17 protein-coding genes are annotated in these 20,978 nt (G+C 37.1%); 11 read left to right on the forward strand and 6 right to left on the reverse strand.

Going from position 1 to position 20,978, the window contains the following annotated elements; genetic code table 11:
• Positions 1-4: 4 nt before the first annotated feature.
• A complete protein-coding gene (pnuC, locus tag CHRYMOREF3P_RS22475; RefSeq protein WP_180565558.1) occupies positions 5-676 on the reverse strand; it encodes a nicotinamide riboside transporter PnuC in 672 nt (223 codons plus the stop codon).
• 164 nt (positions 677-840) lie between these two features.
• Between pnuC and CHRYMOREF3P_RS22480 the strand changes: the two genes are divergently transcribed.
• From CHRYMOREF3P_RS22480 to hemN, 3 genes are all read left to right on the forward strand, one after another.
• Complete coding sequence (locus tag CHRYMOREF3P_RS22480; RefSeq protein ID WP_077414938.1) at positions 841-2,358, forward strand: amino acid permease; 1,518 nt, start codon at positions 841-843, stop codon at positions 2,356-2,358.
• A gap of 48 nt (positions 2,359-2,406) precedes the next feature.
• Entirely contained in the window at positions 2,407-3,438 is a 1,032-nt protein-coding gene (locus CHRYMOREF3P_RS22485; RefSeq protein WP_180565559.1) for a WD40/YVTN/BNR-like repeat-containing protein, read from the forward strand.
• 178 nt (positions 3,439-3,616) lie between these two features.
• Positions 3,617-4,975, forward strand: coding sequence for an oxygen-independent coproporphyrinogen III oxidase (gene hemN, locus CHRYMOREF3P_RS22490; RefSeq protein ID WP_077414934.1), 1,359 nt, complete (start codon positions 3,617-3,619; stop codon positions 4,973-4,975).
• 172 nt (positions 4,976-5,147) lie between these two features.
• On the opposite strand, the gene CHRYMOREF3P_RS22495 is transcribed toward hemN, so the two are convergent.
• Complete coding sequence (locus CHRYMOREF3P_RS22495; protein WP_077414932.1) at positions 5,148-6,515, reverse strand: PQQ-dependent sugar dehydrogenase; 1,368 nt, start codon at positions 6,513-6,515, stop codon at positions 5,148-5,150.
• A gap of 217 nt (positions 6,516-6,732) precedes the next feature.
• On the opposite strand from CHRYMOREF3P_RS22495, the gene CHRYMOREF3P_RS22500 reads away from it, so the two are divergent.
• The 3 genes from CHRYMOREF3P_RS22500 to CHRYMOREF3P_RS22510 all read left to right on the forward strand — a co-directional run bounded on the left by CHRYMOREF3P_RS22500 (position 6,733) and on the right by CHRYMOREF3P_RS22510 (position 11,994).
• Positions 6,733-9,642, forward strand: a complete 2,910-nt coding sequence (locus tag CHRYMOREF3P_RS22500) for a protein translocase subunit SecDF (RefSeq protein WP_047383562.1) — start codon at positions 6,733-6,735, stop codon at positions 9,640-9,642.
• A 188-nt stretch (positions 9,643-9,830) separates the two neighbouring features.
• Positions 9,831-11,078 carry a TCR/Tet family MFS transporter gene (locus tag CHRYMOREF3P_RS22505; RefSeq protein WP_077414930.1) on the forward strand — a complete coding sequence of 416 codons (1,248 nt, stop codon included), beginning with the start codon at positions 9,831-9,833 and terminating at the stop codon, positions 11,076-11,078.
• 97 nt (positions 11,079-11,175) lie between these two features.
• A complete protein-coding gene (locus tag CHRYMOREF3P_RS22510; RefSeq protein ID WP_180565560.1) occupies positions 11,176-11,994 on the forward strand; it encodes an arylamine N-acetyltransferase family protein in 819 nt (272 codons plus the stop codon).
• 64 nt (positions 11,995-12,058) lie between these two features.
• Here CHRYMOREF3P_RS22510 and CHRYMOREF3P_RS22515 read toward each other — a convergent pair whose 3' ends face one another.
• Positions 12,059-13,009 (reverse strand): hypothetical protein, encoded by a 951-nt coding sequence (locus tag CHRYMOREF3P_RS22515; RefSeq protein WP_180565561.1) that lies wholly within the window; start codon positions 13,007-13,009, stop codon positions 12,059-12,061.
• A 429-nt stretch (positions 13,010-13,438) separates the two neighbouring features.
• On the opposite strand from CHRYMOREF3P_RS22515, the gene CHRYMOREF3P_RS22520 reads away from it, so the two are divergent.
• The 4 genes from CHRYMOREF3P_RS22520 to CHRYMOREF3P_RS22535 all read left to right on the forward strand — a co-directional run bounded on the left by CHRYMOREF3P_RS22520 (position 13,439) and on the right by CHRYMOREF3P_RS22535 (position 15,703).
• The gene (locus tag CHRYMOREF3P_RS22520) at positions 13,439-13,780 is read left to right on the forward strand and encodes a twin-arginine translocase TatA/TatE family subunit (RefSeq protein WP_047376773.1); all 342 of its coding nucleotides are present in this window, start codon (positions 13,439-13,441) and stop codon (positions 13,778-13,780) included.
• 2 nt (positions 13,781-13,782) lie between these two features.
• Positions 13,783-14,349 (forward strand): phosphatase PAP2 family protein, encoded by a 567-nt coding sequence (locus CHRYMOREF3P_RS22525; RefSeq protein WP_180565562.1) that lies wholly within the window; start codon positions 13,783-13,785, stop codon positions 14,347-14,349.
• Positions 14,346-15,158, forward strand: a complete 813-nt coding sequence (locus CHRYMOREF3P_RS22530) for a tetratricopeptide repeat protein (protein WP_180565563.1) — start codon at positions 14,346-14,348, stop codon at positions 15,156-15,158. Before CHRYMOREF3P_RS22525 ends, CHRYMOREF3P_RS22530 begins: the two co-directional genes overlap by 4 nt.
• Before the next feature lie 92 nt (positions 15,159-15,250).
• Positions 15,251-15,703 carry a tRNA (cytidine(34)-2'-O)-methyltransferase gene (locus CHRYMOREF3P_RS22535; RefSeq protein WP_077414920.1) on the forward strand — a complete coding sequence of 151 codons (453 nt, stop codon included), beginning with the start codon at positions 15,251-15,253 and terminating at the stop codon, positions 15,701-15,703.
• Between the two features lie 68 nt (positions 15,704-15,771).
• Here CHRYMOREF3P_RS22535 and CHRYMOREF3P_RS22540 read toward each other — a convergent pair whose 3' ends face one another.
• On the reverse strand, positions 15,772-16,245 hold the full coding sequence (locus tag CHRYMOREF3P_RS22540; RefSeq protein ID WP_047376769.1) for a 23S rRNA (pseudouridine(1915)-N(3))-methyltransferase RlmH: 474 nt from the start codon (positions 16,243-16,245) through the stop codon (positions 15,772-15,774).
• A gap of 331 nt (positions 16,246-16,576) precedes the next feature.
• On the opposite strand from CHRYMOREF3P_RS22540, the gene CHRYMOREF3P_RS22545 reads away from it, so the two are divergent.
• Complete coding sequence (locus CHRYMOREF3P_RS22545) at positions 16,577-17,590, forward strand: YihY/virulence factor BrkB family protein (RefSeq protein WP_077414918.1); 1,014 nt, start codon at positions 16,577-16,579, stop codon at positions 17,588-17,590.
• On the opposite strand, the gene nhaA is transcribed toward CHRYMOREF3P_RS22545, so the two are convergent.
• Complete coding sequence (nhaA, locus tag CHRYMOREF3P_RS22550; RefSeq protein WP_180565564.1) at positions 17,587-18,765, reverse strand: Na+/H+ antiporter NhaA; 1,179 nt, start codon at positions 18,763-18,765, stop codon at positions 17,587-17,589. The genes CHRYMOREF3P_RS22545 and nhaA overlap by 4 nt on opposite strands.
• A gap of 2 nt (positions 18,766-18,767) precedes the next feature.
• Positions 18,768-20,978: a RelA/SpoT family protein gene (locus tag CHRYMOREF3P_RS22555; protein WP_180565565.1), complete on the reverse strand. Its 2,211-nt coding sequence runs from the start codon at positions 20,976-20,978 to the stop codon at positions 18,768-18,770.

Here is a 20,978-nt window from a genome sequence, read left to right on the forward strand (position 1 = left end):
GACTTTATTGTACTTTTTTTTCTTTAAAACTTTTTTTCCAATTGAGGTATCCTAAGATAGCCATTATAGTAAATACCAAATATTGAACCGAAGTGATTCCAAATCCCTTAAAAATCATCATAGGGATGCAGATAATATCTCCGATAATCCAGAAAATCCAGCTGTCAATGCGCTGTTTGGCCATCAACCACATTCCTACTAAAAATATTGAAGTGGTGAAAACATCCATCCAATTTGCCAAGTCCAGGTGATACAATCCTAAACTGGCTCCCTCCATAGAAAACTGATTATCAATATAAGGCTTATAATAATAAATAAGAGTAACCAGTGCCAGACTCAGTATGAAAAGCAGGGCAGCATGAGTCCATTCTTTTCGGGTGGCCCAGGTAACTTCTACATGAACATGATCTTCAGAATTTCTGGCCCATAGAACCCAGCCATAAATACTCATAACAGAATAATAGACATTGATTATGCAGTCTCCTAACAGCCCGGCATTGAAAAGAAGATATACGTAGATCAGAGTTGAAATAATGCCGGTAGGGTATACCCATATATTTTTCTTAATGGAAAAAAATACGCTGAGTATTCCGAAAATAGCACCTGATGCTTCCAATGTAATCTGTAAAGAATCATAGCTTTCATAAGGCTTTACAAAAAGATCATATAAATTCATGCAATCAAAAATAAGCAAAAATATGGACTTTTTAAAATGGATTATATAATATGTTGCTCAGGTTTTTAAAAACTTTATGTAAAATAAATGACGAAAGTTTAACGATAAACGTGGGAGTTCCTAAATTTTTTATATTTTCGTAAATCCTTAATAAATAAAAAAACATGTCGAAAATTTGGGTTAAAAAGCCACTAAGTGCCTATGAGGCAGATATGAAGAAAAGTGAGCTGAAGAAAGTCCTTGGAAAATGGAGTTTAACAGCAATTGGAGTGGGTGCTATCATCGGTGGTGGAATCTTTGTTCTTACGGGAACAGGAGCCTATTATCACGCAGGACCAGCACTTGCCATTTCCTTTATCATAGCAGGTATTGCCTGTGTTTTTGCTGCATTGTGCTATGCAGAGTTTGCATCCATTATTCCTGTAGAAGGTTCAGCTTATGCTTATGCCTATGGAACGGTAGGAGAAATTTTTGCATGGGCCATGGGGTGGTGTCTCATCCTCGAATATGCCATGGCGAGTATGGCCGTTTCGGTGAGCTGGTCCGGATATTTTAACAAATTTTTGAAAATCTTTAATATTCATTTACCGGCTTATCTTACATCAGATCCTGCCAGTTATACAGGAGATGGTTTTTCAATGAACCTGCCGGCATTTATTCTTGTTCTTTTAATTACTGCATTATTGGTAAAAGGAACTAAAGAAGCAGCAGGGGCTAATAACCTGATTGTTTTGATGAAAACTTCTGCCGTTATTTTTGTAATTATTGCAGGAGTATATATTATTTTTTCTAATACTGATCTTTACAACGCTGTAGATGGTGTAAAAAACTGGAAACCTTTTATTCCGGATCAGGTACAGATCAGAAATTCTGAAGGGGATATGGTCTCTGCCTATGGTATTAAAGGAATTATTTCCGGTGCAGCAGCTATTTTCTTTGCTTATATTGGTTTTGATGCTGTTTCTACACAGGCAGGAGAAGCTATTAATCCTAAAAAAGATGTGCCTTTTGCAATTATTGCATCACTATTGGTGTGTACAGCGCTTTATATTTGTGTATCGCTTGTATTAACAGGGATGATGCATTATACAGACTTTAACCCTGAAGGTAAATATCCTGATGCAATCAAAGCGCCTGTAGCGTATGCATTTGAAATTGCAGGAAAGCACTGGGCAAGTAATGTAGTAACCATCGCCGCAACAGTAGGATTGATCTCTGTAGTAATGGTAATGATGATGGGGCAGTCAAGAATCTTCATCGGTATGGCAAAAGACGGATTGATTCCTAAATTTTTCGGAGAACTTCACCCAAAAACAAAAACACCTTACAAAGGAATTATTTTGTTGGGAATTGTAGTGGCTTTGATCGCAGCATTTACTCCAATTTCAACATTGGCAGATATGACAAGTTTTGGAACCCTGTTTGCATTTACATTGGTTTGTATTGCCGTTTGGGTAATGAGAAAAAAAGAACCTAATTTGATAAGACCTTTCAAAGTTCCGGCTTACAAAATAGTGGTGGCATTGGGAGTGTTTATCAATATCTATTTGATATTTAACTTAAGTGCTCATGCATTGGAACTTTCTGCTGTATGGTTGTTCTTAGGAGGTTTGGTGTATTTCCTTTACGGAAAATCAAACAGTAAACTTAATAATCCTGAAAAATATCAGAACCAAGATTAATAATAATATAAACCGCTTCGGCGGTTTTTTTTGTCCCAATACTATTATATGAAAAAGTTTTTTTCCATTTTATTCCTGTCCGCAGGACTTACAGCATTTTCCCAGCAAGTGGAAAGTTTTGAAACCATTCTTAATGATAAAATCAGCATCAGAGCGCTGGAATTATATGATAATAAGGTCTGGTATAGCGGTACAGATTCCAAATTCGGGTTTGTAGATCTGAAAGATTATAAAAATCAGAAGCAGATAAAACTGTCTGAGGAAAAGCTTCAGTTCAGAACGCTGGCACAGGATAAAACCTCTTTTTATGCCATCAACATTGAAAGCCCTGCTTACTTCTTTAAAATTGATAAAAAAGATCTGAAATCACAGATTGTCTTTAAAGATACTGCTAAAACCGCTTTCTATGATGCTTTACATTTTGTAAAGGATGGATATGGTATAACGTTCAGTGATCCTGATAAAAATCTTTTGATGAAGCTGGCATTATTATTCCCTCACAAGAAAATGTACGATGTGTGGAATCCTCCAATGGGTAATCACGAGGCAGTAAGACTTAAGGAAGGGGAAGCCGCATTTGCTGCCAGCAATACAAATATTGCTTCCTACAAGGATATTCTCTGGATTGCAACGGGCGGGAAAGCTTCCAGGATCTTTAAGCAGAAGGGATTGGACTGGAAAATTATAGAAACACCTTTCATTCAGGGAGAATCTTCACAAGGAATGTATTCTATCGATTTTTTTGAAGACCGTTTCGGGATTGCAGCAGGAGGGGATTATACCAGGCAGGATGCCAATATGAACAATATTGCAACCACTATTGATGCTGGTGAGACCTGGCAGATTCAGGCTTCAGGACAGAATGCGGGATATATAACCTGTGTGAAGATTAAGCCCGGATCAAAAGGAAAAGAAATCATTGCAGTTGGAGACAAGCATGTCAGTTATTCTTCAGATTTTGGAAAGACATGGAAGAAAATTTCTGATGAGAAAGGTTTTTTCGTCTGCCAATGGATTGATGGAAACAATGTAGTTTTTGCCGGAAATAATAAAATCGCGGTAATGAAATTAAAATTTTAAATATCAGGAATAGAATTTATCACTATTTGCCAAAAGCCTGGCCATATGTATTTAGACTCATTATAAAATAGAACCTAATATAATTCATAGGTTAAAATTCATAACTAATGGTTAATTTTGTAAGATGAAATTTTAATAGTGTTAAATTTCATACTCTTATAAAATTTTAAATTTCAAAATGAACTCTTTAATAGATAAGTATAATATTCCCGGACCGCGTTACACTTCTTATCCTACCGTTCCGTATTGGGATGAATCTACATTTTCACCGGAAAAATGGAAGGAAACTGTAATCAGGTCTTTTCATGAGAGTAATGCAGAGGAGGGGATTTCTATTTATATCCATTTGCCTTTCTGTGAGGCTTTGTGTACGTTCTGTGCATGTCATAAACGTATTACCAAACAACACAGTGTTGAAGTGCCTTATCTGGAAAGTGTTTTGAAAGAGTGGAAACTTTATCTTGACCTTTTCAACGAAAGACCTAAACTGAAAGAATTACACTTAGGAGGTGGAACTCCTACATTTTTCTCTCCTGAGAACTTAAAAACATTATTGGAGGGAATTTTTTCAACTGTAGACATTGCGGAACATCCGGAATTTTCTTTTGAAGGGCATCCTAACAATACAACGAAAGAACATCTTCAGACTTTATACAACCTCGGTTTCAGAAGAGTAAGCTTTGGCGTTCAGGATTATGATCCTAAAGTTCAGAAAGCAATCAATAGAATTCAACCCTTTGAAAACGTAAAAAATGTTACAGAATGGGCAAAGGAAATTGGTTACAGAGGAATAAGTCATGATCTTGTATTCGGACTGCCGCATCAGAATTGGGAGGCGATGGAACACACGATCAGAAAAACAATGGAGCTGAAGCCGGACAGACTTGCCTTCTACTCTTATGCACACGTTCCATGGGTGAAAGGAGTTGGGCAGAGAGGTTTTGATGAAAATGACCTTCCAAGCGGAGAAGAAAAACGCCGTTTGTACGAAGATGGTAAAAGATTGCTTCAGGATTTAGGATATATTGAAGTAGGGATGGATCACTTCTCTCTTGAACATGATGATCTGTATCAGTCTTTGATTCATAAAAAACTTCACAGAAACTTCATGGGGTATACTTCAAGCAAAACCCAGCTGATGGTAGGACTTGGTATGTCTGCCATTTCAGATTCATGGTATGCTTTTGCCCAGAATGTAAAAACGGTTGAGGAATATCAGAAAATGGTTGAAGGAGGTGAGATCCCTGTTGTAAAAGGACACGTTCTGAGTGAAGAAGATCTGACTGTAAGAAGACATATTCTGAATCTGATGTGCCAGCTTGAAACTACTTTTGATATCAACAATTCTTTCCCGGAGCTTGAAAACGCTTTGGAAATGTTGAAAGAAATGGAAAATGACGGACTGGTTGAGATTAATGGGACAGAAGTTAAAATTACAGAAGCCGGAAGAGCATTCACAAGAAATGTAGCCATGGTTTTTGACCTGAGAATGATGAGAAATAAGCCTGAAACAAGGATTTTCTCAATGACAATATAAATAAAAGCGGTTCAGATCTGAACCGCTTTTTTTATTAGCCAGGTAGTTTATTGCTATGTTCGCAAAGCTACTGTGTTTAGCAAGATTTTTTTGCTTAGTGAAACGCCTTTGCGCCCTTTTCATAGAATTGTAAAAATCTTAGCGTTTCGCTTGCGTTAACAACAAACTATAATTATTTAATAATCAATTTCTGACTGTAAGACTTCTGTTCTCCGGATTTTAGATTAATATAGTATACTCCGGCTGGTATATGTGAAATATCAATGCTTTTGCCCTGACTGATCTGATCTGTTTCCAATACTTTTCTTCCTTCTGCACTGATAATTTCCAGGGTTGCTTTTTTATCTGTAATGCCATCAATGAAAATTTCTTTTGAAGCAGGATTAGGATAAATTTTTACGGTTCCTAAAGTACTTTCCTGAGTTCCTAAAGTCCCTGTGGATATTTTAAAAATTTTTCCACTGTTCACTGCAGCTACGTACAGTCCTTTCTGATAATCCTCTCCGAAAGTAGAAAAATTATTTCCGGAATAAGGACCCGTCCAAGTGATGGCATTATTGCTATCCAGAATTCCGATCTGGGTAGAGCAGTAGTCTGCAAAAAAATATTTCCCCTGAAGTGACGGATATTGAGTTCCTCTGTAAACATAGCCACCCGTGATAGAACATTTTCCGCCTGAATGATCATATACTGCAATAGGAAAGGTCATGGTAGACTGTGCAGCACATCCTGCTGTATTATAGGCATTATTTCCTTCATAGCAGCGCCAGCCATAGTTCAAGCCGGCTTGTGTTATAGGCATTTTATTGATTTCTTCTATGGCGCCCTGGCCTACATCTGCAATCATCGCATTTCCGGTGGTTAGATCAAAGGAAAATTTCCATGCATTTCTGAGACCATAGGCCCATATTTCATCGGCACCAGCTACTCCGGCTCCGGCAAAAGGATTATCAGGAGGAATGTTGTAAGGACCAGTAGCATCCACATCTATTCTCAACATTTTTCCAAGCAGAACATTTTTGTTTTGAGCATTATTGTTGGGGTCGCCACCACTTCCTCCGTCTCCGGTGATGATCCAGAGTTTTCCGTCAGGAGCAAAATGAATACTTCCTCCATTGTGATTGTCGAATGGTTTGGGAATGTTGAGCAGGATTTTTTCAGAAGCAGGATCAGCCACGTTAGGATCAGTTGAACTGACACTGTATCTTGCAACAATGATATTGCCTGCCGGGTTATTATAATACACAAAAAAATACCCGTTGGTAGGATATTGTGGGTGAAAAGCAAGTCCCAGAAGACCTCTTTCACCGCTAAAAATAATTTTTGAACCGATGTTCAGAAAATTAGTGGGATTAATTGTCCCGTTAGGTTGAATAATTTTAATAATTCCGTTCTGTTGAACAACAAAAAGCCGGCTGTCATTGGCGTTTGTAATCTCTACCGGGCTGGTAAGTCCCGTGGCAAATTCTTCCAAATTAATGCTTTGAGAATTAGCAATTAAGGAAGAAAAAATACTAATGGCAAAAAGTAGTTTTTTCATAATATTGTGAGAGTTAGTGTGTTGAGAAAGTGAATGAAAATTTTATACCAATCGAATTTTGAAGACTTCATTATGATACTAAGAAAAAATTGTTAAATCTTAAATAGAACTCAGAATACCAATATATCTGAAAATAAACCATTTCTGTTGTTAAAAATTCATAAAATACAAGAAAATCATTATATTTGCCGACTTAATTTAACGTAGTTATAACAAAATGCAAGGAAAAGGACTTATTACAATTGTCGCTATTGTACTAGGGTTGATTTGCTTAAACGAGCTATTACCAACATGGTACGCCAGCAAAATTGAAAAGCAGGCAACTGCTATTGCAGGAGACAATCCGGAGAAGTATCAGAAAGAAATTGCTAGACTTTCTAAGGATACTTTGAATCTAGGATTCACAAAACTTTATTACACTAAAGCCAAAGACAAGGAAATGAAACTTGGTCTTGACTTGAAAGGAGGGATCAACGTTCTTTTGGAAATCAACCAAAGAGATCTTGTGAATGATTTAACAAATTATTCTACAAATCCTGTTCTTATTGAGGCTTTAAACAAAACTGATGAAGCACAGAAGAATTCTACAAAAGCTTACATTGATAATTTCTTCGAACAATTCGATGTAGTGAACAAAGCTAAAGGTACAAACCTTAAGTTGGCAGATCCGGAAATTTTCGGAAATACTACACTTACCGAGGTGAAGTACAACACTCCTGATGAGCAGGTAAAAAGCATTGTTAAAAGAAAAATTGATGCATCTGTAGGAACAGCTTTTGAGGTAATCAGAACGAGAATTGATAAAATGGGTGCTGTGCAGCCAAACGTTCAGAGAGTACCTGGAACAGCTAGAATTTCTGTGGAAATGCCTGGTATGAAGGACATCGATAAAGTAAAGAAAATGCTTCAGACTTCTGCAAAACTTCAGTTCTGGGAAGTACAGCAGGTTCCTGAGATTGCGCCTTATTTCCAAACTTTGACAACTATGGTTGCTACAAAAGGAGATTCTATGGGAGTAGCAAAGAATGTGAACTTCATGAGCCTTTTACAGCTTGACAAATTAAGAACGAATGGTGTTGCTAACGTAAAATTATCCGATACAGCTGTTGTAAATAAAATTTTAAACAGTAAGGTTGGTCAGTCTTTACGTCCGTCTAACATTAAATATACACAGTTCATGTGGGGTTACAAGCCTGAAGCTACAGATGCTGAAAGCTTAGTCCTGTATGCAATCAGAGGTAACATCAACCAAAAAGCTCCGGTAGACGGTGCGGTAGAAACTGCAAATATCAGCTATGATGAGCTGAGCAGAGTAGTGGTAGATATGCAGATGGATTCCAAAGGAGCAAAAGACTGGAAAACATTAACTGAGAAAAACGTTGGTAAGCCGGTTGCTGTAACGCTTGACGGTAGAGTATATACTGCACCAAACGTTGTAAATGCAATCCCGAACGGTAGAACCCAGATCTCTGGTAACTTCTCTCAGGAAGAAGCTAAAGAATTGGTTGACGTTTTAGGAGCAGGTAAATTACCGGCAGGTGCAAAAGTAGTTCAGGCTACAGTTGTAGGGCCTTCATTAGGACAGGAATCTATTGATGCTGGTGTGATGTCATTCGGTATCGCATTCTTATTAATTATTGCTTATATCATTTTCTACTATGGTGGAGCTGGTGTTTATGCAGTAATTGCAATGATCATCAACCTATTCTACATTTTCGGAATTATGGATTCCGTAGATGCTACACTTACGCTTCCTGGTATCGCAGGTATTGTACTTACAATGGCCATGGCGGTAGATACGAACGTAATTATCTATGAAAGAACTAAAGAAGAGCTTTTCGCAGGAAAAAGTATTCTTGAAGCATACAAAGACGGTTTCAAACATGCATTAAATGCAATTGTTGATGGTCACTTAACGACATTATTGACGGCAGGTGTACTATTCCTTTTCGGAACAGGGCCTATCAAAGGTTTTGCATTAACATTAGGAATCGGTATCTTGATGACATTCTTTACTTCGGTATTGATCTCAAGAGTAATGATCTTCTCTAGACTGAATAAAGGAAAACACCTTTCTGTTTGGACAGGTGCTACAAAAAATCTTTTCAGAAATACCTGGATCGATTTTATTGGAAAAAGAAAATATGCTTACATCATTTCTGGTGTTTTAACTATTGTTTGTATCGCATCTATTGCAATCCACGGATTCAAATATGGTATCGACTTTACAGGAGGTAGAAATTATGTGGTAAGATTTGATAAGGCAGTAAATGCTGAAGATGTTGAAGCTAGCTTAGTAAAAATGTTCCAGACTGAGGATGGTAAAAACTCTTCAGTAGAAGCTAAAACTTTCGGTAATGACAAGCAGTTGAAAATCTCTACAGATTACCTTATCGAAGACGAATCTTTGAAAGCTGACCAGACTGTTGAGCAGAAATTGTATGACGGATTAAAATCCAGCTTACCTGCAAATATGACCTTAAAAGATTTCAAATCTGCAGATAAAGATCACTCAGGAATTATTTCTTCTGAGAAAGTAGGACCTACTGTAGCAGACGATATCAAGACACACGGTATTCTTGCTGTAGTTGCAGCATTAGCAGGTATTTTTATCTATATCTTGGTAAGATTTAGAAAATGGCAGTTCTCCCTTGGTGCTGTTGCCGCGTTATTCCACGATGCTGTTATCATTTTGGGGGCTTATTCATTACTTCATAAGTTTATGCCGTTCAACATGGAGATCAATCAGGATTTCGTTGCTGCGATTCTTACTGTATTAGGGTACTCAATCAATGATACGGTAATTATCTTCGACAGAATTAGAGAATACCTGAGAGAGAAAAAATCTTTAACATTAGCGGGTCTGTTTGATGACTCTATCTCAAGTACATTGGGTAGAACATTCAACACCTCATTTACTACAATTCTGGTTATCCTTGCGATCTTTATTTTCGGTGGTGATAACTTGAGAGGATTCATGTTTGCGATGTTAATTGGTATTGGATTCGGTACGTATTCATCTATCTTTATTGCGTCTGCAATTGCTTATGACTTCCTTAAAACAGGAAAAGAAGAAGAGGTACATGGAAAAACCACTTCTACAAAAGAAGAACTTGCTTCAAAGTAATACAAACTACAATAAATTAATAAAGACCGTTTCGAAAGAGATGGTCTTTTTTTTTGCTAAATATCTGCTTTTTTTTTATTCCTTATAAATACTAAAAAGCAAATTGAGTGTATTATTAATGTTATACTTCTTTAATACAATGAAATTTAGAACCATTATTTTTAAGATTTGATTAATTTTGCACCATCATGGAAAATTCAAGGAAAAAAGCGGCTATAGGCTTTATATTTATTACTTTACTGATAGATATTACAGGATGGGGAATCATCATTCCTGTTGTTCCCAAATTAATTGAGGAACTTATTCATGCAGATATTAGTGAAGCCGCAAAATATGGTGGCTGGCTTGGATTTGCCTATGCCTTTACCCAATTTATATTTTCTCCGCTTGTTGGAAACCTGAGTGATAAATATGGGCGTAGACCTGTGATCCTGATTTCTCTTTTCGGATTTGCTGTGGACTATATTTTCCTTGCACTGGCTCCCACAATCTGGTGGCTGTTTCTGGGAAGAATTATTGCCGGAATAACGGGCGCAAGTGTCACCACTGCCAGTGCCTATATTGCAGATATTTCGACGGATGAAGACAGAGCCAAGAATTTTGGACTGATAGGAGCTGCTTTTGGGCTCGGATTTATTATAGGTCCGGTTCTGGGCGGTGTACTTGGTCATTATGGTGCCAGAGTCCCTTTCTATGCTGCTGCGGGTTTATGTCTGCTTAACTTCCTGTATGGATATTTCATCCTTCCTGAAAGTTTGGATAAAGATAAAAGAAGAGAGTTTGACTGGAAACGTGCAAACCCTATAGGTTCATTTAAGTTTTTAGGTAAACACCCTGAAATTTCCGGACTTATTCTTTCCTTAATATTGATTTATATTGCAGGTCATGCCGTACAGAGCAACTGGAGTTTCTTTACAATGTATAAATTCAGCTGGACAGAAAGAATGGTAGGGATTTCATTGGGAGTAGTAGGTTTATTGGTTGGTCTCGTACAAGGTGGACTGATCAGATGGACTACTCCAAGGCTTGGAGAGCAGAAAAGTATTTACTACGGATTGGCTTTCTATGCCGTAGGAATGCTGCTGTTTGCTTTTGCCTCTGAAGGATGGATGATGTTTGTATTTTTGGTTCCTTATTGTTTAGGAGGAATCTGTGGACCGGCTTTACAGTCTGTCATCACAAAAAGTGTTCCTTCCAATGAGCAGGGTGAACTTCAGGGAGCGTTAACGAGTTTAATGAGTGCAACTTCAATTATCGGGCCTCCGATGATGACAAACCTGTTTTACTTTTTTACCCATGATGAAGCGCCATTCAAGTTTTCTGGTGCGCCTTTCTTTTTAGCATTTATTTTAATGGCGATCAGCGTTGTGATCACCTATTCTGCATTTCAGAAAAAAGGAAAAGAAAAAATAGAAAAGGATTTTCAGAAACAATAGATTTGTTCTATTCCGAACATACAGGTGGCTCTGGGTTCAATCTATTCGATAATTTTACAGAAGTAGTCTTTCTACTTTTTTAAACACAAAATAAATTATGAATACATTAGACCTGGAAAAATATTTCGAACGGATTCATTTCTCCGGAACGCCGGAAATGACTATGGAGGTATTGAAAACAATACACCGGCTTCATCCTAAATATATTCCTTTTGAGAATATTGACTCTTACACAGGAACAGTGCCTTCTCTGGATCTGGAGGATATTTTTAAAAAACTGGTTACAGAATCGAGAGGCGGATATTGCTATGAACAAAACTTACTTTTAAGCGAAGTTTTAAAACATTTAGGATTCAATGTAAAATTACAGCTTGGAAGAGTAGTGTGGGGGAGACAAGAAGACAGCGTTGCGGCACAGACTCATTTATTACTGATCGTGGATTTTGGAGGTGAAAAGTATGTTGTAGACTGTGGATTTGGGACAGCTACACTTACAGCACCTATTCTTTTAAATGAAGAAGAACCACAGCAAACACCCAACGGAATATTTAAAGTTTCCTATAAAGAAGAAACCTATACCCTCTGGATGCTGAAAGAACAATGGTTCCCGGTGTACCGCTTCATACCTGAACATGTAGAGCCCATTGATCTTACTATCTCTAATTGGTATTTGTCTACTCATCCGGATTCTCATTTTAAGAACAAACTAATCCTTTCAAAAGTAGATGAGAATGTCCGTTATACCTATACAGACCATGTCCTGAATATCCGGTCTGATCATGGTGAAAAAGAATCCATATCTATAGAAAATGATATGCAGTTGTATGAAATACTGATGAATACTTTCGGACTGAAAGAAAATGCAGTAGAAGTATTGAAATCAAAAATTGAAAACGGATCCCTTCAAAAGTCTTGATATAAAATACAAACGGGAAGCTCAGCAGGCTTCCCGTTTTTTTGAAATCTGATTTTTATGAAAATTATGGATAAAGAGATTTTGTCCCGTTACTTACAATATTGCTGCCCAATCCTGAGAATGACACAGAGAAATTGCTGCTATTAAAACTTAAAGAACCTGTAGGAGTACAAAGCCCCAGCGCATAACGGCATTGCCCGTAAGCTCCTGTTTTCTTTATAATCTTACTCTCACTTTTCGCTTTTCCTAAACTGATATATCCCCAATCGCTTACATCTGCATTAGAAACCGTAGAACCGGAATAATAAATCGTAATCTGATATCCGGTTTCACCTCTCTTGGAACCCCACAGCCAGCTTGCGGTCCACCATTGCTTATACCAGGTAGAAACTACTTTTGCTGCCTGATTGTTGTTGGATGCTTCCGAATTTCCACGTGAATCCATCATAATAAGACCTCCGAAAATATTGTCCCAGATAATTCCCGAATCTTTGTAAAAACATAGTGTTGTAAATTTTCCGCTTTTGCTGTTCCACGTTATTTCCATAACATTAATCCCGGGTTTTACTTCTTCAGTGACCGCTTCTTTCAATCCCTGCTGAGCTGTTGTCAGGTCATCTCCGTGATATAAATCTCCAATTTTTCCAATCTTTACTGAAGACGGATCCATGATGTTTCCCGTTGCAATAAACTGGTCTTTGTCGATGATCAGGCTTTTGGAAAGATCAATGCCTTTTTGGGTTGAAATTTTTCCCAATACCTTCACTTCTGCAATCTGCAGATCATTTTTCAGATAAGTTTCAAGGTTTTTACCGGATTCATTCAGTTGAAGCTGTACTGTTTCCGGAACAATTTGAGAGGAAAGAGGAGTAATCTCTTTTTTCAGGTCAGAGGCGGTTATCTTTGCCTGAATTGTTTCCTGCTGATCCATTTCGTTGTTTTCATTCTGGCAGCTATTGAATGCCAATACCGATAATACGGCGAAAACTTTAAAAGTAGTCACTAGTTTTTTCATACTATATATTTATTTGATTGTGTATTATAAATATACTGAATTGTTATGTAATTCTCATTGTTTTGAATTAAGTATTTGTTAATTTATAGGTAATAGGTAATAGGTAATAGGTAATAGGTAATAGGGATTAGGGATTAGGGGGAATACTCTGTGAAATAGTAATGAAGGTTGATTGAAGTCAATAGTGAATTTTGCTTTGTAAGTGAGTGGTGAATTTTTGAAGGGAGATCTAGAATCTAGAGTCAAGATAATGGCAGCCTGTATATAACCAGTAATAAAAGAAACCAGTAGCTAGAAACAAAGAACTAATAACCAGCAATTCTCAACTAAAAACACTGAACTTCCATTCTCATTTTACAAAATCTTAAAATTTGTTTAAATTTTTAGTTTACCATTCATAAATGCAATAATCTTTTGTAATTTTACAGGATGGAATTAAGCATTGGAGAAATGGCACTCATTGCCATTGCAATCGTTGTATTATTCGGACCGGATAAACTGCCTCAGATTGCGCGTGACTTAGGTGCAGGCGTTAGAAAAATGCGTGGAGCAGTAGAAGATATCAAAACTGAAATTATGAAGGAAACAGATAATCCTGTTTCTGAAATAAAGCGTGAGATTGAAAAGGTGAAAGATGCTGCCAAAGATTTCAACCCGATGAAAGATATCGAAAAAGATATTCTGACGGAACCGGGTACTCTTGCTTCTAATGAGCCTCCAAAACCGAAGCCTGCTGATGATGAGACTTATGAAGGACCTGTAAGCAGATAATCATGGAGGAGATCATTCAGGAAGATAAAAAGGTATTTCTATACCTTAATAATTTGGGCGATTCATCTTTCGATCAGTTTTGGATGCTGATCTCAAGTACCTGGATCTGGGTACCTCTTTATATTATTTTTCTTTATTTTTTATACAAAAATTATCAACTAAAAACTTTAGTTTTTATTCTCATATTTATAGCACTTGGGGCTGTCGTTTCAGATCAGCTGGCCAATATTTTCAAATATGGGGTAGCGAGGTTAAGACCTTGCCATGACCCTACTCTGGAGCATCATATGAGGATTGTGAAATGTGGCGGACAGTTTGGGTTTTATTCAGCTCATGCTTCCAATACCTTCTTTTTGGCAACATATTTAGGTATTTTATTGAAAAAGAAGATTAAATGGTTTCCTTATGCTATATTTGCATGGGCTCTGGTTGTTTCGTACAGCCGAATCTATTTAGGAGTACATTTCCCAATTGATATTTTGGTGGGGGCGTTTGTTGGATCTTTATTGGGAGTGGTATTTGGTGCACTCGCCAAAAAAGTGATCAATAAACAAACTATAACCTCATGAAAAAAACTTTATTATTAGTAACTTCCCTTTGTTTCTCTCTTAATTTCTATGCCCAGGATAAAAAACTGGCCGAAGACTGTTTTGATAAAGCGGACTATAAGTGTGCAGAAGAGCAATACTTAAAACTGGCTGAGAAAGAACAGATTCAAAAATTTCAGTCGGAATATTATGACTATCTCGGAACGGCTCAAAGAAGGCTGGGGAAGACGACTCAGGCTTTTAAATCTTATGATTCTGCGTTAAAAGCAAATCCTATGTCGGTTTCCGTTTATGTCAACCTCTCATCGCTTTACAGCCAGAAAGGAAATAAGGTAAAAGCACTGGAATATGTAGAAAAAGGATTGAAAGTGAATCCTGAAACTCCGGATTTATACCTTACCCGTTCCAAAATCTACGACAGCCAGGGAAAAAAGGATCTTGCCATCAAAGACCTTAATCAGATTCTGACTTTTGCACCTGATAATATTTTTGCAAAAACAGGACTGGCCAATCTGAAAAAAAATAATGGTGATCTGGACGGAGCTTTAAAAGATTACAATATACTTCTTTCTGAAAAACCGGAATCATTGCTTTACAACGGCCGTGCTGATGTGTATTTTAAAATGAAAAAATATAAAGAAGCACTTACCGATGCCAATAAAGCCATTTCCATAGATCCCAAATTTGCACAATCTTATGTGAGCAAAGCCATGATTCTGCTGGATACTTCCAAACTTAAGGAAGCCTGCGCAAATCTTGATAAAGCAGTTGCTTTAGGCTACGAAAAAACGGTGCTTACAGATTCCTATGCTAAATGTGGCAAGAAATAAATTGAAATTTATAATCCTGATTATTAAATTAAATCCAAACGAAAATACTAAACCTGGTTTAACTGTTTTGAAAAACGAATAAAGAGATAGAGATGTTGAATATTGTTCTTGTAGAACCCGAAATACCGAATAACACAGGAAATATCGGAAGATTATGTGTAGGAACCGAAAGCAGATTACACCTGGTTCACCCATTTGGATTTGTAATTAATGATAAAAACCTGAAGCGTTCCGGGCTGGATTACTGGGTACATCTCGATGTTTCTGAATATGCAGATATTGAAGAATGGATTGAACAGATCCCTGATCGGTCACGTGTTTTTTTAATGAGTTCACATGCTGAAAAATCATATCTGGAAACCGATTTTCAGGATGGGGATTGGTTGGTTTTCGGAAAAGAGAGTGTGGGACTGAGCAAAGAGGTTCTGGACCGTTTTGAAAATCATCTGACAATTCCTATGTCAAAACTGATCAGGAGTTTTAATATTGCCAATTCTGTTGCTTTTGTAGTGGGTGAGGCAAAAAGACAGATTGGTCTGAAATAAATATCAATACATAAAAGGAGGCTGTCTCAAAAGTCAAACTATTTAACTTTTGAGATAGCTCCTTTGTTTTAATCGTTATGATAAGGCTTACCCTGTAAAATCTGATCAGCACGGTAAAGCTGCTCAACAATAAACAGGCGGATCATCTGATGGGTAAAAGTCATTTTGGATAAAGACATTTTCTCATTTGCTCTGCTGTAAATCTCTTCAGAAAAACCATAAGCGCCTCCAATAAGAATGTGTACTTTTTTCACAGAAGAATTCATCCAGGTATCAATTTTCTGTGAAAATTCACGGCTGGTAAACTGTTTTCCTTTTTCATCAAGAATCACAACCAGATCATTTTTGTCGATATGATTTAAAAATAATTTAGCTTCTTCTTTTTTAAGAAGGTCAGGAGAGAGGTTTTTGGCGTTTTTAACATCCGGGATTTCTGTGATTTCAAAATTCCAGTGTTTAGGTAAACGGTTGAGGTAGTAATTAATTAGAGACGTAATTTCTTTATCGTCTGTTTTACCGATACAAAGTAAGCTGATTCGCATTGTAAGAAGTTTCAGAACGCAAAGATAGGGCTTCGCAGGGTAATGTTCAAAGTTTTGAGTTTAATGTTGCCGGTTGAGTAGTTGCTGGTTCTATCAAGATTGCCATTATCTTGATTCTTGACTCTAGGTTCTTGGCTCTCTTCAAAATTAACCATTCACTTGCGAAGCAAAATTCACCATTGACTTCAATAAGCCTTCATTACTATTTCACAGAGTATTCCCCTAATCCTTGGGATCTGCCATCTGCTACCTAATTTCCGCCACCTATCACCCTCTATCTTTTCCTTATTTAATTTAATTCCCCTACATTTGTATAAAGACAAACAGATCGATGAGTGTAAAGGTTCCCAAATTTATTTTGAAGATTCAAGAGTTTTTTGACAGCATCCATATTCCTGTTTTGGGAATATCGCTATGGCAGATGTTTCAGATCTATATCTCCGGGATTTTCAAAGGGAAAATTGGTAGAAAAGCAGCTGCTATTTCCTGGAGCTTTACCATAAGTCTTTTTCCGTTTATTCTGTTTCTGCTTTCTGTTTTGCCTTATATGCCGCATTATGATAAACTGCAGTTCTATATTTTTGATGTGCTGATGCATAATGTGTTCCCTTCAAATATGGAAGGAGATGTAAGAGGATATATAGAAAACAATATTATCCCCAATATGAGAGGGATCAGTAATCTGACCATTGTTCTGGCTCTTATTTTTGCCACAAATGGTACATTTTCCCTGATTAATGGATTTAATGAAAATACGGATGAGAAACTGAGTGACGTAAAGGAATTTATTCTTTCATTCTTTATTACAATAGGCTTTATTACCATTGTTTTTTTAGCACTTTTTGGGGTGTATTATGTGGAGGTTGTGATGAAGCTTTTTACACCGGCTTATGATATTTCCTGGCTTGTAGATAACCTCTCCAGTATTATTGGGTTCGTTTCTTTTCCTCTTTTTTATTTTATCCTTCTGACTTTGTTTTACTGGCTGGGCACTGTAAAAATCACAAGATTCCGACAGGCGGTTCCTGGGGCTATTTTAACCACGATACTGTTTGTTGTCACTACTTATATTTTTGCTATTTATGTAAAGGATATTGCAAGGTATAACGTGCTTTACGGATCCATCGGAAGTATGATTCTGCTGATGGTTTGGGTGAATGTGAATGTATATCTGCTTTTATTCGGAAATGAACTGAATATGGCCATCAGAAAGCTCAGAATTGAAAAACTGCTGTCCGATGAAATCCAGAGAGAAACCATACACTATCATACTCAGATTACAGAACCTGACTTTGATGGTGATGAAGAGCATAAAAGAAAACTGGAAACCCGAAAGAAAGATTAATTCTCTTCCAGTTCGGGATTTTCTTTTGAGCTTATACTTAATATGGTAAATCCTGCAATAGCAGCTATAAAGGACGCAATCAAAATAGCAAATTTCGCTTCATCCTGAATAGGAATTTCTCCTTTAAAGGAAAGTAACGCAATAAAAATGGACATGGTAAACCCAATTCCGGCCAATAGACCTACACCAATCATTTGAAGCCAGTTGCTGTTTTGAGGCAGAGAACTAAGCTTTAATTTGATAGCAATGAGTGAAAACAGATTGATACCGATCAGCTTACCCAATACTAAACCGCAAATAATTCCCAAACCTAATGTACTTGTAACACCGGCAACCATTTCACTGGAAAAAGTGATATTGGTATTCGTTAAAGCAAATATAGGCATGATCAGAAAGCTTACCGGAATGTGAAGCTGATGCTCAAGTTTTTCCAATGGTGATATTTCTACATTGGAAGCGTTGGTAGGTATTGAAAATGCAAGTACAACACCTGCTATCGTGGCGTGAATTCCGGAGTGATGAAGGAAATACCATAAAAACAGTCCGGGAATAATATAAAATATAGTTTTGGTTACTTTTAAAAAATTTAAAATAAACAGCAGGGCAGTCACTCCAAAAGACAATAAGAGATAGCTCCAATGGATTTGTTCAGTGTAGAAAATAGCAATCACAAGAATAGCTCCAAGATCATCTACAATAGCCAATGCAGCTAAAAATATCTTGATAGAATTGGGAATCTTTTTCCCCAGCATCGAAATAATTGCCAGTGAAAAAGCAATATCTGTAGCCATAGGAATTCCCCAGCCATTACTGTATTCTGTTCCGGTGTTGAAAATACTGAAAACCACTGCCGGAACAAGCATTCCGCCTACAGCGGCAAAAATGGGAAGTGAAGCATTTTTAAAGGATGAAAGCTCACCTTCTACAAGTTCCCGTTTTATTTCAAGACCTACCAGAAGGAAGAATACTGCCATCAATCCGTCATTGATCCAGATGCTGACAGGATATTCCAGTCCAAAAATATGGGTACCCACTTCCTTGTCTAAAAAATGCTGAAAGTTCTCTGCAGCAGATGAGTTGGCAATAAGCAATGAAACAAGTACACAGAAAATAAGAATAATTCCTGAAGACTGACTGTTGTTGAAAAATTTTTTAAAATAAAGAGATAAATTCATGTTTATGATTGTAGTCGTCTCACTCTTGAAACACCATTAATATTTTTAAGTTTTTTGAAGGTTTCTTCCAGCTGGCCTTTATTTTTAACTTCGAGAATGATATTTCCTGTGAAAACTCCATTGTTGGATTCAATAGAGAGACTTTTCATATCCATTCCCATACTTCCACTGATGACCGTGGTGATATCATTGATCATACCCATTCTGTCAAGTCCTTCAATTTCAATTTTTACTCTGTTTTTGAAGCTTTCAGCATTTACCCATTTGGCAGGAATGACACGGTAGTCATACTGGGCTCTCAGGTTGATGGCATTTGGGCAGCTATCACTGTGAACTTTAATTCCGTCTGAAATGGTAATAAATCCGAAAATTTTGTCTCCTGGAATCACTGTACAGCATTTTGCATAGCTATAGTTCAGTTTTTCCTCATCTTTACCAAAGATAATCATGTCAAGGTTTTCCTCTTTCGGTTCCTCGAAATGCTGATTTTTTGGCGGAGATTTTCTAAATCTGGAAAGTAAATTGTTAAATACGTTTTTACTTTCAATATATTTTCTCAGGCTGCTGACATCCAATTCGTTGCTTTGGAATTTAAGAAACAGCTCTTGAGAAGATTTTAAATTAAAGAACTTTTGAAGCTTATTAATTTCTTCATCATTGAAATTGATTTTCGCATGACGAAGTTTTCTTTGCAGAATTTCTTTTCCTTCCTCTACCAGCTGATTTTTCTGAGAGTTCAGATAACTTTTGATCTTTGATTTGGCTTTTGAAGTCACTACGAATTCAAGCCAGTCAGATTTTGGTTTCTGATTCTGTGATGAAAGAATATCTACCTGATCCCCGTTTTGAAGGATATAGGAAATAGGAACCAGTTTTCCATTGATTTTAGCTCCCAGACATTTCATCCCTAAGTCAGAATGGACTGAAAATGCAAAATCCAGGGCAGTAGCATTGGTTGGCAGAATTTTAATTTCTCCTTTCGGGGTAAACACAAATACCTCTTTTGAATATAAATTAAGCTTAATATTATCCAAAAGCTCCGAAGTAGAGAGGTTCTGCTGCTGTTCAAGAACTTCACGGATTTCTGTTACCCATTTTTCAAAGTTTCTGTCATCAGAACTCTGTTTGTAGCCTTCTTTGTATTTGTAGTGAGCGGCAACCCCTTTTTCAGCGATTTCATCCATACGCTCAGAACGGATCTGAACTTCAATCCATTTTCTGTCCGGACCTAAAACCGTTAAGTGTAAACTTTCGTATCCTGTAGAACGGGGCTGGGTAATCCAGTCACGCATTCTTGAAGGGTTACTGTGGTAGACATCCGTAACGATAGAGTAGATCTTCCAGGCTAAAAACTTTTCATTCTTAGCATCCGATTTGTAAATAATCCTGATGGCATAGTTATCAAAAACTTCTTCAAAGGAAACTCCCTGCTTCAGCATTTTTCTGTAAATAGAGGAGATTGCTTTTGCGCGGCCTTTGATTTTAAAGTTTAAGCCTTCTTCACGAAGTCTTTCTGATACTTCTTTGGTAAATTCTTCTATATATCTTTCACGGCTTTCTTTGGCAAGTTCGAGTTTTTCCGTGATCTCGTTATATACTTCGGGACTATTATATTTTAAGGAAAGGTCTTCCAGCTCAGATTTGATGTTGTACAATCCAAGACGGTGGGCCATCGGAGCATAGATATAAACCGTTTCTGAAGCAATTTTTTTCTGCTTATCCGGAGCCATACTTTCCAGCGTCCTCATGTTATGAAGACGGTCTGCAATTTTAATCAGAATAACTCTGAAATCCTCGGATAAAGTCAATAACAGTTTTCTGTAATTTTCAGACTGTACAGAAATATTCTGGTGGTTCATGATGGAGATCTTAGTCAGTCCGTTCACGATACTGGCGATTTTCTCTCCAAAGATTTTTTTCAGATCTTCGTAAGTATAATCGGAATCTTCAATGACATCATGCAAAAGGGCACAGGCAATAGAAGTAGCTCCAAGACCAATCTCTGTCGCTACAATTTTAGCAACAGCAATAGGGTGGTAGATATAAGGTTCTCCGGATTTTCTCCTTTGATCCTTGTGGGCATCCAAAGCGATATCGAATGCCTTTCGGATGAGTTTGTTATTTTCCTCATCCAACGTTCTGTATGTGTTAGAAATCAGGTCCTTATATCTTGCAAGGATCTCTTTATTCTCTTGTTCTAAATCGTAACTCAT

It is taken from the genome of Chryseobacterium sp. JV274, from assembly GCF_903969135.1.
In the GTDB taxonomy this organism is placed as follows: Bacteria; Bacteroidota; Bacteroidia; order Flavobacteriales; family Weeksellaceae; genus Chryseobacterium.